The organism is Rhizobium tropici CIAT 899 (assembly GCF_000330885.1).
Taxonomy (GTDB): domain Bacteria; phylum Pseudomonadota; class Alphaproteobacteria; order Rhizobiales; family Rhizobiaceae; genus Rhizobium; species Rhizobium tropici.
In genome coordinates this window covers 532,184-548,416 of record NC_020059.1, presented here as the reverse complement: position 1 = coordinate 548,416, position 16,233 = coordinate 532,184, and the positions used below count along the sequence as shown (strand labels likewise).

Sequence of the window (16,233 nt, the reverse complement as noted above, 5' to 3'; positions counted from 1 at the left end):
GGCTGTTAAGGGGCCCGCCGAGGGGATGAACCCCGGCCGACGTGACTGTTGCGATGGTCTGCTCCCTTATAAGGAGAGCCGCGCCAGCAGGCGCATGACGCGGCTCCCGAAGGGATTATATCACATTTCGTAAGGGGCTTAGCCCCAGCACTTTGCCGTGCCTTCCTTGGTGTCGATCGACTTCAGGCCGGATACCGGCTTGTCGGTGACCAGGGAGACGCCGGTGTCAAAGAAGGACTTGCCTTCGGTCGGCTTCGGCTTCTCGCCGCTATCGGCGAACTTCTTGATCGCCTCGACGCCGAGGGCGGCCATCATCAGCGGATACTGCTGCGACGTAGCGCCGATCACGCCTTCCTTGACGGATTTGACGCCCGGGCAACCGCCGTCAACAGACACGATAAGAACCTGCTTTTCCAAGCCGACGGCCTTCAGGGCCTGATAGGCGCCGACGGCAGCCGGTTCGTTGATCGTGTGGATGACGTTGATGCTGGAATCCTTCTGCAGGAGGTTTTCCATGGCCTTGCGGCCACCTTCCTCGTTGCCGTTGGTGACATCATGGCCAACGATGCGCGGATCGGTTTCGTCGCCGATCTTGTTCGGATCCTTCGGGTCGATGCCGAAGCCGATCATGAAGCCCTGGTCGCGCAGGACATCGACGGAAGGCTGCGACGGCGTGAGATCGAGGAAGCCGATCTTGGCATTCTTGGCCTTGTCGCCCAGCGTCTTGTTGGCCCATTCGCCGATCAGCTTGCCGGCAAGAAGGTTGTCGGTGGCGAAGGTCGCGTCGGCGGCGTCAGCCGGTTCCAGAGGCGTGTCGAGGGCAATGACCAGCAGGCCGGCATCGCGTGCCTTCTTGACGGAGGAAACAATGCCCTTCGTGTCGGAAGCGGTGATCAGAATACCCTTGGCGCCGCTGGCGATGCAGCTTTCGATCGCGGCAACCTGGCTTTCGCTGTCGCCGTCGATCTTGCCGGCATAGGACTTCAGCGTGACGCCGAGTTCCTTGGCCTTGGCGGTGGCACCTTCCTTCATCTTGACGAAGAAGGGATTGGTATCGGTCTTGGTGATGAGGCAGGCGGATACGCCGGCGGCCTTGGCCGGAGCGGCAAATGCGACGCCGAGCGCCAGGGCGGCAACGGCTGCGGAAATAACGGATTTCTTCATTCAATCCTCCCGATGTTTAAAAGCCGGACCCTCCGGCTGTCGCGGGCTCACTTCGAACCCGGTTAAAGATGCGTCAAGCCTGTCGGATTGTTTTCGGTGGACCTCCTCCAAGGCTATGCGCGCATCCTCGACGGTCGATATCAGAGCCTAAAGAAATCCCCCTGTCAATAAATAAATCGGATTGAATTATTAATTGGATGTGGCATTCTTGAAAAAAATAGGGCATGGCCATGATGGAAGGAGCAGGCCCATGTCTCTCGTACATGACCCGGAGGACACACCCACAACGCCGGCGATTCTCGACCCCTCCGGGGGCGCGAACCAGCTTGGCGTGCGCGCCCATAACGAACGGCTCGTGTTATCGCTCGTACGCCGTCACGGCGCGCTTTCGAAGGCAGATATCGCGCGGCGGAGCGGGCTTTCAGCGCAGACGGTGTCTGTCATCATGCGGGAATTGGAAAAGGACGGGCTGCTATCCCGCGACGCGCCGGTCCGCGGGCGCGTCGGTCAGCCTTCAACTCCAATGCGCCTCAATCCGGACGCCGTGCTCTCCTTTGGCGTCAAGATCGGCCGGCGCAGCGCCGACCTCGTGTTGATGGATTTCGTCGGCGGCATTCGGATGCAGCTCCATCAGATCTACCCCTACCCGCTGCCGCAGGACATCATTACCTTCGTCGCGGCCGGCATCAAGGAACTGGAAGGGCGCCTCAGCGAAGAGCAGCGCCGCAAGATCGCGGGAATGGGCGTTGCCGCACCGTTCGAGCTCTGGAATTGGGCCGAGCAGGTGGGCGCGCCGCCAGGAGCGATGGATGCCTGGCGAGGCTTCGACCTAAGAGCCGAAATCGCCTCGCGCGTGTCTTACCCGGTCTTTCTGCAAAACGACGCTACCAGCGCCTGCGGTGCGGAGCTGGTTTTCGGGATCGGCCCGCATTATCCGGATTTCGTCTATTTCTTCATCGGCTCGTTCCTCGGCGGCGGCATCGTCCTGAATTCGTCCGTCTTCGTCGGCCGGACCGGGACGGCCGGCGCACTCGGCCCCCTGCCCGTGCGCGGCCGCAACGGCGAGAATCGCCAGCTTCTCGAGATCGCCTCGATCTTCGTGTTGGAAAATCTATTGCGGGATCACGGTTTCGATCCGCGCCCTCTCTGGTATTCGGCTGATAACTGGATCGATTTCGGCGAACCGCTGGAGATCTGGATCCAGGATACGGCCAAGGCACTCGCACAGGCGATCGTCGCCTCCGCCTCCGTTCTTGATTTCAGCGCCGCCGTCATCGATGGCGGCTTTCCCGGCTGGGTGCGGGAACGCGTGGTGCGCGCAACCATCAAGGCAGCGGCGGAACTGGATCTTCAGGGCGTCGTCATGCCCGAGATCATCGAGGGTGCAGTCGGGCCGCAGGCACGCGCCATCGGCGGCGCCAGCCTGCCGATCTTCGCGCGCTACCTCATCGACCAGAACGTTCTTTTCAAGGAGATTGAGCATGCTGAAGGGCATTGACCCGCTATTGAGCCCGGAGCTACTGGCGACGCTGCGCGCCATGGGCCATGGCGATGAAATCGCCCTCGTAGACGGCAATTATCCCGGTCTCGAACATGGACGCCGCCTCATCCGTCTCGACGGTCACGGCGTCATCCCCGTGCTCGATGCGGTGCTGAGCGTGCTGCCGATCGACGATTTCGTGCCGCAGGCGATATTCCGGGCGACGGTCAAGCAGGATCGCGATGCCGTCGATCCCGTCCATGCGGAAATGATCGAATGCTGCGCCCGGCATGTGCCCGAGATCAAGGTCGTGCCGTTACTGCCGGCGGAATTCTACGAGCGGGTGCAGCGTGCGCATGCGCTGATCCAGACGAGCGAGCCCCGGCTCTATGGAAATATCATTCTGCGCAAGGGTGTGATTTATCCGAAGGGATAGCAAGGTCGTCGCAATACCCGGTGCAGAGATCGCCCCTCATCCGGCCTTCGGCCACCTTCTCCCCGATCGCAGGGTGAAGGGGATGGGCGCACATGCAGCCTTCTTTCTGGCCAATTGCTCAGACGAAGCTGACAGATAATCCCCTCTCGCCGCACGCGGGGAGAGGCTTAGGGTGAGGGGCAAAACTCTCCATGCGGACAGAACCGATTCCCTGCCTACCCCTCAAATATCCCCCGCCGAAGGTCCCCATACATCCGTCATGGCAAAACCCTCCGCCATCGGATCGAAGGGATCGAGCGCCACCTGGCTCAAGCCGAAGGTGAAGCCGCGGCCGGTGATCGTCGGTATGATGGCCGGCTTGCCGGCCACTTCGGTCTCCGCCTGCAGCCCCACTTCGAACTCCGAACCGATGATCGAGCGAGACTTGAAGACATCGCCGATCTTGGCCTTGCCGCGAGCGTGCAGCGTCGCGAGATTGGCGGAATTGCCGGTGCCGCAGGGCGAGCGGTCGGCGCGGCCGGGCCACATGGTCGTGCAGGTGCGGATGGCGCCATCGGCGTCGATATCGCGGAACATCACATAGGCAACGCCCGAGATGGCCGGGATCTCCGGATGAACTACGGTCATCGCGCGGTTGATCGCTTCCTTGATGACCATGCCGGCCTGCACGAGGGCGGCCGCATTGGCCTTTTCGATCTTCAAGCCGATCTGGCCGACATCGACGAGCGCGTAGAAAATCCCGCCATAGCAGAGATCGAGCTTGATTTTACCCCATTGCGGCGTGTCGAGCTCCACGTCCAGCTCATGCACAAAGGACGGCACCATGGTCAGCCGCACTTTTTCGCAGCGGCCGTCGCGGCAGGTCGCAGTGGCGCGCACGAGGCCGGCGGCTGTATCGAGCGTGACGACGGTTTCCGGCTCCTTCATCTCGACGATACCGGATTCCAGCAGCGCCGTGGTCACGCAGATGGAGTTCGAGCCGGAGCTTGCATGCGCCTGGTCGGGCTGCAGAATGATGAAGCCGGCATCGGCCTCAGGATGCTTGGCCGGCATCAGCAGGTTCACCGATCCGATCGGCGCGCCGCGCGGCTCCAGCACGAGGAAACGGCGCAGCTCCTGGCCCTTTGGATCCGTGTTCAGCCAATGGAGCTGCTCGGCAATGCTGTTGCCGGGGATCTTCGGCACGCCGCCGATGGCAACCTTGCCGATCTCACCCTCGCAGTGAACGTCCAGCAACTGGATCGTACGCTTCCATCTCATCTCATCCACTCCAATCACACATGCCAGATCGTGCAGCCGTCGACACCGATATCGGGCCAACCAATTGGCCGGCGCCATCTGACTGCCTCCATCTCTGATATATCAGATGGCGAAACATGACTATCGCGTTTCGCAGCAACGATGAATGCGGCTGCTCCGGATCATGATAGCATTATTGACGCAATGCTTCGCCGACATTGCTGCCGGTCGCCTCGACACTATCGCCCAGAGATCCCACCGTATTGCCGGCCGATGCGCCAACGCGACGCCATTGCTCGCCATAATTCGCGCGGGTGCGAGGATCGAAAATGGCAATCGGAGCGCTGACGGCTGCACCCGCCACGCTGCCAACCGTCTGTGCCGCACCCATGGCAACCGCGCCGACGGCATCGCCGATACCGACATCGGAATCGGTGATCGTCTGGCCGGCAATCAACCGCGCACCGATCAGTTTCACCACTTCCGGGCTTTCGGCGAACTTGCCGTGATTGAGACCATCGCCGGTCTTGAGCTTCGTGAGATCGAGCACGGTAATCCCCTGCTTTTCCAGCTCACTGCGATAGGGCTCGGCCGTCGGGTCGATCTGTCCGAGCCGGTCGATATTGCCGGAAATGCGACGTGAGAGTGAAAGCGCGCGATCGTCCCGCGAGACGAACAGCGTGAAATGCGGCTTGTCCTTGCCGAGTGCTGCGAACTGTCTTCCGAAGACATCGACGTCTAGATCGGGCGAAGCCAGGATGACATTGTTGATCTTCGGCGCGACGCGGCCGTTGCGGATCGCCATCTGCCGCAGCGATTCGACTGCGAGCCAGCTGCCCATCGAATGCGCCATGACGGTGATATCGCCGACGGCCGGATCCGCGGCGACGCGGCGCAGCAATTCCTCGAGCGAGTCACGGGAATAGTTCGTGCTCTCCTTGTCATAGGCATAGTCGAAAATGCTAGCGCGCGACGGCCAGGTAAACACGATCGGTGCGACGTCGGCATGCGAATCGTGAACGATCTGCGCAAAGCGGTAGACGGCATCCTCATAGCGGTTGTTGAAGCCATGCACGAAAATCAGCACCCGCTTGTTTTTCGGCAGTTCCGCATGCACCCAGGTACGCCCATCCGCTTCCGTCGCCAGAGGCTTGACGGCCGTCGTAACGAAATTCTTCAGCGGATCGCCTGGCAAGCGGCTCGGCCACTGCACCTGGCCGACCTTGCGATTTGCCTCTGGCGGAATAGAGACGCTGACGGCATCCACCTTGAGCCCCGGCCCACGCTCGCCCGAAAACAGAATGGCCGGGTCCTTGTCCGGCAGGCGTGTCGTCGCGACGAGGAGGTCAACCCTGGATGTGCCCGGCACGTTTTCACTGATAGGCTGCATGACCCCGATGGGGCGGCCGCATGCGGCGAGCGACAACGTGGCAACGACAGCTACAGTTCGGAAAAACAGCTTTCTCCATCGGTCCGAACCCGCCATGCGCTGCATCATGCAACCCTTCCATACCGCCATAACGTCGCGTCACTCTACGCATGGATACCTGCGGTGCAAGCCGCTCCCGCGGCTTATGGGCACATGAAGCGATGCTAATTCGCTGCGGCATTGCAAAGGCGCAACGCATCGACGCATTCTGACAAGTCACTCACGATGGGAAGATAAAAAAAGAAGCCCGACGCGGGAGGAGGATGCATCGGGCTCTTGATCCGGATTGGCAACTGGGAGGAGGAGGAGTGTTGCCAATCATTGAAGGAGCGCTGGGAGGAGGAGTGCGCTACCTTCGAGTGATTAGATATAACGCCTGCGGCCGTATGAACAGACCGGCTTTCGCAATGCAGCAATGCACCTATTGCATTGCTTTCCTGGCAAAGGGTAGAAATATCTGCATAGCGCCCGCATTTTGGTCGCATCACCGCCTATTTTGCAGTCGTTATTGCGCCAAACTCCGAGATTCACATGACTGTGATCGTCGTTTTGTGTTGGAAGCTACAGTCGTTCATATCCGGCCGGTGAGCGATCCCCACCGGCCGGGTGATTGTGGGTTCAAGCAGCCTTGAAGGCCTTTTTTCCTTCCACGTCCAATGCTGCGAACTCCTCGTCGGACAGAACGATATCGACCGCGGCGGTGTTTTCCTCCAGATGCTTGACCTTGCCCGTTCCGGGGATCGGCAGCATCACGGGGCTGCGCTTCAGCACCCATGCAAGCGCGATCTGGCTCGGAGCGGCACTGTGCTTCTTCGCGATGGTATCGAGCAGCGAGCCTTCCTTGGCGAGATCGCCGGCGGCCAGCGGGAACCATGGGATGAAGCCGATGCCGTGCTTTTCGCAATAGTCGAGCACGTCTTCGCTGGTGCGATCGACGAGATTGTAGCGGTTCTGCACCGTCACCACCTTGAAATGCTTGGACGCCGCCTCGATGTCGGCAAGGGAGACTTCGCTCAAGCCCGCATGGCGGATGATGCCGTCGCTCTGCAGCGACTTCACGGCATCGAACTGCTCGGCCGCCGGCACCTTGGAATCGACGCGGTGCAATTGCCATAGATCGATGCGGTCAACACCGAGATTGCGCAGGCTCTTGTGCGCCTGCTGGATCAGATATTCGGGGCGACCCACGGGCACCCAGACATTCGGGCCGGTTCGGGTAAGACCGCCCTTGGTCGCTACCACAAGACCGTGGCCATAGGGATGAAGCGCCTCCTTGATAAGACGTTCGGAAACATCCGGGCCATAGGAATCGGCCGTATCGATGAAATTGATGCCGAGTTCCGGCAGGCGCCTCAGCGTACGGACAGCTTCGTCATGGTTCTCTGGCTCACCCCATATACCGGCACCGGTGATGCGCATGGCACCGAAACCGAGACGATGTACGGGAAGGTCACCGCCGATCTTGAACTGACCGGACTTGGCTGCGTCGAATTCTGACATGGTTATAGTCCCTTTTGCTGATCTGAAATGTATCTGGCATTTCCGGCATCCGCGGAGGAGCCGAGACTTGAAGGGCAAATCGAGGGTTTCGCGGGGGAGAGATACAGTCGCGACCCGATACTACATGGGTCTGCATCGCGGCATATGCAATGCATCGCGATGCACGATGCGTCGCGACCGATCAGGGCGGCTTCCCTGGGTTAGCCCGGCGCAGTCATGGGCGCCGTTGTACCTGCTCGCCGAGATCGGCAAGCGCTGCCCAAAGCTCATCGAACATGGTGCGAGCGAACTGCTCCAGCGAAGCATTCTGCGGAGATTGCGTCCAGCGCTCACCGCCGATGCGCAGCATCGCCACGACCGCCGCCGCAAGCATGCCGAGGCGCAGACGCTCCTCCTGATTATCGCTGCGGGCAAACAGCGCGTCCGCGAGCTTCCTCTCCAGCTTGGCATATTTCAGCTGATCGCGGGCTTGAAGCGTCGGCGTATTGCGGATCAGGGCGACGAGAGCAAGGCTTTGCGGATCGGCGATAGCAGTCTGAAGGGCGGAATTGACGGCGGCCTCGATGACCTCGACGATCGACGCATCTTCGGGCTGTGCGGCGACCGCTGCGATCAACTCGCGGGCAAAACCATCCTGCCAGGCGGCAACGACCTCTTCCTTGCTGGGGAAATAATCGAAGAAGCTGCGCTTGGAAACATCGGCCGCCTCGGTGATATCTTCGATCGTGGTAGCGTCAAAGCCGCGCTCGAGGAAAAGCTTCAGGGCGGCGGCTTCGATGCGTTCGCGGGTTTGACGGCGCTTGCGCTCGCGCCGGCCTTCCTTTACCGCGCTATCGACGTCCGGCTTTTTCGCCATCCTCTACCCCCGGCATTCACTTCAGGCCGCCCCAAATCGGCCTTGCCGGCCTCAGGCGCTGATTCCGGCATTCTCTCCGGTGCTACGATATTTGGAGCCGATGATCGAGAGCTCCAGAGGATTTTGCCGCGATATCCTGTAGACGCCGGCCGGCGGAATGTTGCGCACGGTACCGCCGATGCGCTTTGCAGTGAGCCCGAGGCTTTCAAGGATCGGTTTCTGCACCGGACAGCGCGGGCCGTAGGTGAATTGATAGAAAGCTCCTCCCGGCTTCATCGTTTCGAAGGCACCCCCGACGATGCCCGCGACTTTGGCGGGCGGCATGGATAGCAGCGGCAGGCCGCTAATGACGGCGCCGAAAGGCGCGTCATCGAAAAGACCGCATTGGCCGAGCTGCGCCGCATCCATATGCACGACCCTCGCCGCCGGAAAACGCTCACGCAGGCGGACGGCAAACTCCTCGCCGAACTCGACGAGCGTCAGCGCGCTCTCGGGAATGCCTCGCGCCAGCAGCGCCCGGGTGAATACGCCGGTGCCTGGACCGAGCTCAAGGATCGGGCCATCGATCGGCCCGATCTCCTGGGTCATCAGTCTTGCCAGCCGCTCGCCCGAGGGCGCGACCGCCGCAACGCGCATCGGATTGCTCACCCAGGAGCGGAAGAACTGCACAAAATCAGCGCATGAGGTTTTTGTCGTCATTCCGCAAATCCAATCTTCGACCACAAGGCATGATGAGTGCCGAACAGCATGGCAATTCAAAGGCATGCAGCGCCATCCAGCTTTTGAAAGTCCCTGATACGCAAGTGTTGTCGCGCATTTCGCACTTCTATATTTTCATTTAATGCAAACTTGCATTTAGTATATGAATTACCAGATACAATGGGCAATGCCAAATCTCTTCACAGGAGCCCGCAATGCCAGACTGGACAGTGAAAGATATTCCGCCGCAGACAGGCCGTATCGCAGTCATTACCGGCGCCAACAGCGGTATCGGCTACGAGGCGGCAAAGGCTCTGGCAGCGGCCGACGCCAAGGTCGTCATCGCATCGCGCAATGAGGCCAAGGCCCAAGAGGCGATCGCCAAGATCCGTGCAGCAACACCGGGAGCAGACGTGACCTTCGAGGCGCTCGATCTTGCCAGCCTCGATTCTGTCGCGCGCACGGCAACCCGCATCGCCGATAGGCTGCCGCATATCGACCTGCTCATCAACAATGCCGGCGTCATGGCCATTCCGGACCGGCACGAGACCGAGGATGGTCTCGAGATGCAGATGGGAGCCAATTATATCGGCCATTTCGCCTGGACGATGCGGCTGCTGCCGAAGGTTTCCGCGGCCGAAAATCCGCGCGTGGTCACGGTCAGCAGCCTGGCGCATCGCAACGGCAGGATCAATTTCGACGATCTGCAGTGGCGCAAGCGCTATCGGCCCTGGCCCGCCTATTGCCAATCGAAGCTGGCAACGCTGCTCTTCAGCCTGGAGCTCGACCGCATCGCACGCGCCGAAGGCTGGAAGCTTAAAAGCATCGCCGCCCATCCCGGCTATGCCGTCACCGGTCTTCAGACGGCAGGACCACGCATGGGTCGCGACAGGCCTGGCAGTCTTGAACTCCTGACAAAACTGCTGGAGCCGTTTGCATCACAATCGGCAGCAGCCGGCGCCCTGCCGACGCTCTTTGCCGCCACGGCACCGACCGCGGAAGGCGGCGCCATGTATGGCCCGAACGGTTTCTATGAACTCAAAGGTCCGCCGGTGCGGGCCAAGATTGCCGCTCACGCCCATGATCCGGCGATCTGGCGACGGCTGTGGGACATTTCCGAGCAACTGACCGGTTGACGGCACGCCTTCCCGCAGCGGTCTGAAAGAAATCCCCCTCCGCGGAACGGAGAGGGATTCCGATCTGTTTCACATTACGGGCTGACGCACTGGCGCCGCGGACCATTGGTCGGCTGATAGGTATTGTCCGACGCACGATAGGTCTTGTAGCGGCTTGCGCACCAGCGGACATGCGCGCTGCCGCGCGGCGGCTGTGATACGGCCCCGCCGATGATTGCTCCGGCTGTGAATGCAGCCATCGGATACCACCAGCCGTCATGACGCCGATAGCCGGGGCGATGATAGCGATAGCCGCGATGGCCATGCCAGTAGCCGGGGCGATAGTGCGGACGATAATGGGGGCGATGCCGCCCGCGATAGTGCCTGTTGTGATGACGGTATTGAACTTCCGTCGGGCCGGCGGGCTGCTCGCCCATCTGCTGGATGGCCGGCTGGGTTAGCGGCTGAATTGGGGCGGCTGCCACCGGATCGAAAGACGTAACGGCAAGCAGGGCACTCAAGGCAGTTACTGTTACGGTTGTTAGAAATCGTTTCACAGCTCTTCTCCTCCTGTCGAGTCGTAATACTGATGAACAACGCGCAATGATTGAAAATCATTCACAATATTATTGCTTGCGCAAGTACATGCCACGCGATAGGCCTATAGATAGGAAGCCTATCTATCAGTGAGAGACGTAATGGGTAAAGCCGACCCCCATCAGGGCCGCGAGGATGCCTACGCGCTGGCCGAGGCTTTGCGCCCTGCACTCCATCGGCTCTATCGACAATTGCGGCGCGAGAGCGACGAGGCCGACCTGTCGCCGCTGCATGCCCTGCTGCTCGTCGCCATCATCCAACGGCCAGGCATCGGCGTTGCCGAACTAGCTCGGCTGGAGAGACTGAGAGGACCGACGATTTCAGGCCATGTGAAGGCGATGGAGCGGGATGGCCTCATTGCGCGCGCGGAACCGGACCCGAGCGACCGCCGCCGCAATGGCCTGGTGGCGACCGAGAGAGGTGAGGAAATCATCCGCAGCCTGAAACGGCGCAGAACCGACTGGCTCGCCTCCGAACTCGCCAAACTGTCGCCGCAGCAGCGTGACGCCATTCGCGCCGCCATCGAACCGCTCATGGAGATCGGGCAATGAATGCGACCTTTCCGGATAGTGCCACGCCATTGGCTTCGGCAGCAGACGTCCCGCCCGATCGCCGCGAGATCCGCGCCGTCATCCTCGGGTTGATGATCGTTCTCGGCCTCGGCGCCATTGATCAGAGCATCGTTGCGACGGCGCTGCCACGCATCGTCAGCGATCTCGGTGGACTGGCGCATCTCTCCTGGGTGGTCAGCGCCTATGTGCTCGCTTCGACCAGCACCATGCCGCTCTACGGCAAGCTCAGCGACCAATACGGCCGCAAGCCGATGATCTATGCGGCAATCCTCATCTTTCTTCTCGGCTCGGTGCTGAGCGGCATGGCGCAAACGCTGGTGCAGCTCATCATCTTCCGAGCGATCCAGGGCATCGGCGCAGGCGGATTGCTGCCGCTGGCGCAGATCATCATCGGCGACATCGTGCCGCCGGCAAGACGCGGGCGCAATCAGGGTTCGATCGCGGCCGTCTTCGCAGTCTGCAGCGTCATAGGTCCGATCGCCGGCGGCGTCATCACCGATCTTCTGTCATGGCACTGGATCTTCTACGTCAATCTGCCGATCGGCGCCGTTGCGCTCGTCATGATCGGCCGTGCACTGAAGCGCCCGCATCATGCGCGCAGCCGCCGCATCGACTATCTCGGCGCGGCTCTGCTGACGAGCTGCACGACCAGCTTCCTGCTGGTGCTGGCCCTCGGCGGCAATGAATGGGCCTGGAACTCGCCCGAGATTTTCGGGCTTTCTGCTCTTGCACTCGTTCTCTTCGTCTTTTTCATCCTGCATATCCGGCGTGAGCCTGAGCCGGTGCTGCCGCCCGATCTCTTCCGCAACCGGCTCTTCGTCGTCGCCTGCATCGTGCTCGCTCTCACCTTCATGGGCATGCTGGGAGCAAGCCTCTTCTTTCCGCTGTTCTTCCAGATGGTCATGGGGGTCAGCCCCTCGCATTCCGGCCTGCTCACCGGCCCGCTGATGATCGGCGTGGTCATCTCCTCCATGGTCAACGGGCGTGTGCTGCTGCATCGCTTCGGGCGCTACAAGCCGGCGCAGCTCTGCGGCCTCAGCCTCGCAACGACAGCCTTTGCCATGCTCGCCTGGGCTGCCGCCACCAGCCAGAGTTTCTGGATCATCGAGCCGACGGTCTTTGCGCTCGGCCTCGGTCTTGGCCTCGTCATGCCCACAATGACGATCGCGGTGCAGAATGCCCTGCCCCTTGCCCATCGTGGTGTAGGTACCGCGACGCTTGCCTTCTTCCGCTCGCTCGGCGGCCTCATCGGCGTCACCGGCTCCGGCGCCATTCTCGCCTATCGCGTACAGAATGCCGGCGGCGTCCTCGACGGGATGCACGGTTCCTCACTGACCGAAGCCGGCATGAGGCAGCTCGCCACCGCCTCCCCCGAAGCGCATGACGCCGCGATAGCGCTCTATCGTCACGCTATCGCCATGACTTTCGCAACGGGAACGGCGATTGTAGCCTTGGCGCTGATCGTGCTGCTGTTTCTGCCGGAATTGCCGCTGGCGACAGATCACAGGCCGGGGGCCACGCAATGAAACGGAATCGTCGGGAAAATAGCCCCGTGTTCAGACTGCTTACATTAGCCGAGGAACCGAAGCTTCTTCGACAATCGCGGACTGGACCACTTCAAAGCGCTCGGTGAAGCGGCTATCGGGTTTGATATTCTCTGTGGAAAATTGTGCGTAAGCCGCGAAGCTCAATTCTATAAAATGCTCGAGCGAAATTAGACGATATTGCTGATATCGCTTGAACATGTAAGAGCCCTCCACGCCCAGTACTTCGCCGATTTCGGGATAGACCGGGAAGCAAGAGCCGGTCATGATCGTATCCGCCGGCACGATATCGGTTTGGTGGGGTTCGATCCCACATGTCCGCAGAAACACATGCGCAATATCATGGATCGGGCGCGCTTTTGAATGGTCGATACCATACATGAAGCACTCGCGGCGCGACCAGGCCCTGAACGGTGCGGTTATATCCAGTCCGTATTCGGCAAAATGATCCAGCAACTGCTGACGTTCACCCTCCCAGCGATCAAGGAAGCCGCACCGCTCGAAAATCTCGCGGCGAAATAAAGCCCTCGTCTTCTCAATGCTCAAGCCTGCCTTATATGCCGCCAAGACAAGCATCGAATGGTAGGCACCCATAGCGCCGTCGAACGGGACATCATTTGCGAGCACGAAGCAAATATCTGGATGATAGGCATCGAACTTGATCGAGGGAATTCTACTCAATTGCCTGACTGCAGAGAGATCACAATAACCCCGCTCGACGTGGGGATGGATGATTACCCTGTCATAATTGGGAAGCAGTTCGCGGTATTGGGCCACATTAGCGCCAAACGTCCATACATCGGCGTGATCGATGCGAATGTCATTGCTCAGCAGACGAAGCGAATTCGCCAAATTATGCGTCTGCGCGTTCGAAATGACCAACCATGTTTCCACAAAGAAACTCCCATTCTATTGGGTCGAACCCAGAGAACTTCACTCAAACGCATTCGATGATCCGCAGGCTTGGGATCACCGCAATCTGGATCAACAACGCAGTTATGGGCGAAGCATTTCGATTTCGCGTTCGTCGCAAACCACGTGCTGATATTCTTCCTGAGGCGGAGCCAATGGTGCAAATTTCTCGGTCGGCGCCTCAACATGGGCCACATAGTTTCTTACGAAGCAGCGCATCACATGGGCGACGCCGAGATGATTGACCTCTCGATAATCGTCTTCATAATAGAGGCCGCCGGCATAGCTGCCGGTAATGATTTCATAGGACGGAAAGTAATCGACCCAGTCAAAACGAGGCAGCATCTGCTCGGCGACAACGCGCAGGACAGATTTGCTGTAGGTCGTCGAAACCAAGACACTTCTGTCCTCATATGTTGCCACCAGCGGGACAGGCGAGACGGTTAACAACACCTTGACGCGAGGATTGATCTCTTTCAGCCTGCGCAAGACAAAAGTCAGGTCGCGCTCGACTTCCTCAACGTTGAAATTGATAAACTCATGCACCTCGGGATCGAAAGAACCTGCGCTCACGCCAGGCGCAAGCGGAAAGACCGATCCGTCGGCCTTCGATCTCCAGGCTTCGGTTAAGCCTAGCGTGAACACCAGGACGTCACATTCGAGAAAGACGGAGCGTACCGCTGCAAGATGTGCCCGCCGCGCTTCTATAACTCCCTCCTCGGTGTCGTAGCCGTCGGGCTCTATCTGCGGACGATAGGGATCTACAAACTTGCCATCCTTTCGCCGCCATGCCTTTTCGACGGGACGACGCGCATCGAAGACTTCCTCGAACAGCTGTCGCAATTGCCGCGCCGTATAGATATTCCCGTAGCGAGCCGAAAAGACACCGAAATTGCGCCTGGCTCTTTCCGCCTCGTTCAAATGATCCGCGCGCTCCGTAATAAAATAATGGAAGCCGATACGTTGAATCTGGCGTGATATATGCTGCGCAAAACAACTGCCAGCGGTTGCGACCTTGGAATTTCTGTCAATCTTAAACCGTGGCGTGACCACTGGATCAAATAGATGGGTTTCGACTCGAGCGACCGATCGACGCCATAATTGATAGTCCTTGATCCCAGAATACGGATTGGTCATGCTTCTGCCTCCGATATAACTTGTTTCACGCGATCGAAGCGACTGCGAAAGCCGGGTTCAACCAAGATCTCACTTGGGTTGTAGGCCTGATAGACCTCGAAGCTCATCTCGATAAACCTTTCCAGCGAGATCAACTTATATTCTCCTGGCAACTTGAACGCGTAAGAACCCCGGACGCCTATCGTCTCGCCGATCTCCGGATAGACGGGCAAACACGCACCATCTACAATCGTGTCGGAAGGCACCAGATCCGTCACATTGGTTTGGGCGACGTGATTTTTGAGAAAAATGCGCGCAATGTCGAAAATTGGACGCGCCTTCGGATGTCCCAAGCCATGCATGAAGCATTCGCCGCGTGCCCAGCGGCGGAAGGCGTTTGATAGATCCATTCCCATCACTGAAAAGGATGAGATGAGTCTGTCCCTTGCAAGCTCCCAACGCGTAAAGAAGCCGCATTGCTCGTAAATTTCACGCCGAAACAGCTTTCGGGTTTTCTCAGGACTCCTCCCCGCCTGGAATGCGGCGAGGACAATCATGGAATGACAAGCTGCAAGTGGCTTGTAGAGGCGCACACCATCTACGCCGACAAAGCAAAAATCCGGATGATATGCATCGAATTCGACGTTCGGAATCTCATTTACGTTCTTCAAGCTCCGAAAATCATAACTAGTAAGTCTGACTTCTGGATTTATGATCACTCGATCGTAGGTCGGGATTTCGTTCTCATAATCCTGCATGTTCTTCTTGAAATGCCATACATCGATGCAATCAAGATGAAAGCTATTGCCTTGCAACTGCAATGAGCGTGCGAGGCCATAGGTATTGCAATTAGAAATCAACAACCAACGATCCATGGCACACCCTGACGTAAGCGCATTGCTACCAAAATCGCCCACGAACCAACTGACAGAACGAATTCCTCCGTTCCGATTGTGTGATTTCGGTTATATGGCTTGTCTATCTTCGGAAATGGGGAAGTATTTATTATACAACCGAGCAAAAACGGAGCTATAAGACCTTACCGACGCCCCCAAGACGATTAAATGATGCATCAAGTAAACTTGCTGTATCCTCCCAATTCTATACCCATAGCGTCAAATCCGATCGAATCGCGTCGGACGTCTAAAATGGTTAGGATTTTGGGGTCGCAATCGGAGGATCGGGGCGCGTAAAGAAGGCGCAGGGTCGCGCCTTTCGGATAGACATCCAAACTTTATTGATCATTGGCGCGAACTGCCCGGCACATCACGCAAATGCTGTTCGGTCGATGGCGTAAGCTCCCGATAGGCAACTGATTACACGCTGCTCGGGCTAAGCCGGTCCGCTCAATGAGCCTTCAACTTACACAGAACTAAAGAAAAATGGCGCACCCGAAGAGATTCGAACTCCTGACCCCCAGATTCGTAGTCTGGTGCTCTATCCAGCTGAGCTACGGGTGCGTGGCCGAAACGGAAGAAACCGTTGGCGTGGGCGGTTCTCTAAAGCGTCCCTTGAGGGAATGCAAGTGGATTTCTGAAAAAGATCGCAATTTTCGTGCATAGCGACGTCAAATA

Annotated in this window: 15 protein-coding genes and 1 tRNA gene; 5 read left to right on the top strand and 11 right to left on the bottom strand. The window is 59.0% G+C overall.

The window, feature by feature from the left end; all coding sequences use genetic code 11:
- Positions 1-138 precede the first annotated feature (138 nt).
- Complete coding sequence (locus RTCIAT899_RS02680) at positions 139-1,164, bottom strand: sugar ABC transporter substrate-binding protein (protein WP_015338685.1); 1,026 nt, start codon at positions 1,162-1,164, stop codon at positions 139-141.
- A gap of 250 nt (positions 1,165-1,414) precedes the next feature.
- On the opposite strand from RTCIAT899_RS02680, the gene RTCIAT899_RS02675 reads away from it, so the two are divergent.
- A complete protein-coding gene (locus RTCIAT899_RS02675; protein WP_015338684.1) occupies positions 1,415-2,662 on the top strand; it encodes an ROK family transcriptional regulator in 1,248 nt (415 codons plus the stop codon).
- Positions 2,646-3,080 carry an RbsD/FucU family protein gene (locus RTCIAT899_RS02670; RefSeq protein WP_015338683.1) on the top strand — a complete coding sequence of 145 codons (435 nt, stop codon included), beginning with the start codon at positions 2,646-2,648 and terminating at the stop codon, positions 3,078-3,080. Before RTCIAT899_RS02675 ends, RTCIAT899_RS02670 begins: the two co-directional genes overlap by 17 nt.
- 222 nt (positions 3,081-3,302) lie before the next feature.
- Here the strand turns inward: RTCIAT899_RS02670 and RTCIAT899_RS02665 are convergent, their stop codons facing one another.
- From RTCIAT899_RS02665 to RTCIAT899_RS02645, 5 genes are all read right to left on the bottom strand, one after another.
- Complete coding sequence (locus RTCIAT899_RS02665; RefSeq protein ID WP_015338682.1) at positions 3,303-4,340, bottom strand: 4-hydroxyproline epimerase; 1,038 nt, start codon at positions 4,338-4,340, stop codon at positions 3,303-3,305.
- A 172-nt stretch (positions 4,341-4,512) separates the two neighbouring features.
- The gene (locus RTCIAT899_RS02660; RefSeq protein ID WP_015338681.1) at positions 4,513-5,817 is read right to left on the bottom strand and encodes an alpha/beta hydrolase; all 1,305 of its coding nucleotides are present in this window, start codon (positions 5,815-5,817) and stop codon (positions 4,513-4,515) included.
- A gap of 549 nt (positions 5,818-6,366) precedes the next feature.
- Positions 6,367-7,248 (bottom strand): aldo/keto reductase, encoded by an 882-nt coding sequence (locus tag RTCIAT899_RS02655; RefSeq protein WP_015338680.1) that lies wholly within the window; start codon positions 7,246-7,248, stop codon positions 6,367-6,369.
- Positions 7,249-7,462: 214 nt separating this feature from the next.
- Positions 7,463-8,104 carry a TetR family transcriptional regulator gene (locus RTCIAT899_RS02650; RefSeq protein ID WP_015338679.1) on the bottom strand — a complete coding sequence of 214 codons (642 nt, stop codon included), beginning with the start codon at positions 8,102-8,104 and terminating at the stop codon, positions 7,463-7,465.
- 51 nt (positions 8,105-8,155) lie between these two features.
- Complete coding sequence (locus RTCIAT899_RS02645; protein WP_015338678.1) at positions 8,156-8,803, bottom strand: class I SAM-dependent methyltransferase; 648 nt, start codon at positions 8,801-8,803, stop codon at positions 8,156-8,158.
- A gap of 215 nt (positions 8,804-9,018) precedes the next feature.
- Here RTCIAT899_RS02645 and RTCIAT899_RS02640 point away from each other — a divergent pair, with 215 nt between their 5' ends.
- Positions 9,019-9,939 carry an oxidoreductase gene (locus RTCIAT899_RS02640; RefSeq protein WP_015338677.1) on the top strand — a complete coding sequence of 307 codons (921 nt, stop codon included), beginning with the start codon at positions 9,019-9,021 and terminating at the stop codon, positions 9,937-9,939.
- A 74-nt stretch (positions 9,940-10,013) separates the two neighbouring features.
- On the opposite strand, the gene RTCIAT899_RS02635 is transcribed toward RTCIAT899_RS02640, so the two are convergent.
- Positions 10,014-10,475, bottom strand: a complete 462-nt coding sequence (locus RTCIAT899_RS02635) for a BA14K family protein (protein ID WP_015338676.1) — start codon at positions 10,473-10,475, stop codon at positions 10,014-10,016.
- A 141-nt stretch (positions 10,476-10,616) separates the two neighbouring features.
- Between RTCIAT899_RS02635 and RTCIAT899_RS02630 the strand changes: the two genes are divergently transcribed.
- Both RTCIAT899_RS02630 and RTCIAT899_RS02625 read left to right on the top strand, forming a co-directional pair.
- The gene (locus RTCIAT899_RS02630; RefSeq protein ID WP_015338675.1) at positions 10,617-11,066 is read left to right on the top strand and encodes a MarR family winged helix-turn-helix transcriptional regulator; all 450 of its coding nucleotides are present in this window, start codon (positions 10,617-10,619) and stop codon (positions 11,064-11,066) included.
- Positions 11,063-12,613 (top strand): MDR family MFS transporter, encoded by a 1,551-nt coding sequence (locus tag RTCIAT899_RS02625; RefSeq protein WP_015338674.1) that lies wholly within the window; start codon positions 11,063-11,065, stop codon positions 12,611-12,613. The genes RTCIAT899_RS02630 and RTCIAT899_RS02625 overlap by 4 nt, the downstream gene beginning before the upstream one ends.
- 39 nt (positions 12,614-12,652) lie before the next feature.
- Here the strand turns inward: RTCIAT899_RS02625 and RTCIAT899_RS02620 are convergent, their stop codons facing one another.
- From RTCIAT899_RS02620 to RTCIAT899_RS02605, 4 genes are all read right to left on the bottom strand, one after another.
- Positions 12,653-13,513, bottom strand: a complete 861-nt coding sequence (locus tag RTCIAT899_RS02620) for a WcbI family polysaccharide biosynthesis putative acetyltransferase (protein WP_015338673.1) — start codon at positions 13,511-13,513, stop codon at positions 12,653-12,655.
- A 114-nt stretch (positions 13,514-13,627) separates the two neighbouring features.
- A complete protein-coding gene (locus RTCIAT899_RS02615) occupies positions 13,628-14,680 on the bottom strand; it encodes a GSCFA domain-containing protein (RefSeq protein ID WP_015338672.1) in 1,053 nt (350 codons plus the stop codon).
- Positions 14,677-15,534: a WcbI family polysaccharide biosynthesis putative acetyltransferase gene (locus RTCIAT899_RS02610; RefSeq protein WP_041677197.1), complete on the bottom strand. Its 858-nt coding sequence runs from the start codon at positions 15,532-15,534 to the stop codon at positions 14,677-14,679. The genes RTCIAT899_RS02615 and RTCIAT899_RS02610 overlap by 4 nt, the downstream gene beginning before the upstream one ends.
- A gap of 508 nt (positions 15,535-16,042) precedes the next feature.
- A tRNA-Arg gene (locus tag RTCIAT899_RS02605) sits at positions 16,043-16,119 on the bottom strand.
- Positions 16,120-16,233: the final 114 nt, after the last annotated feature.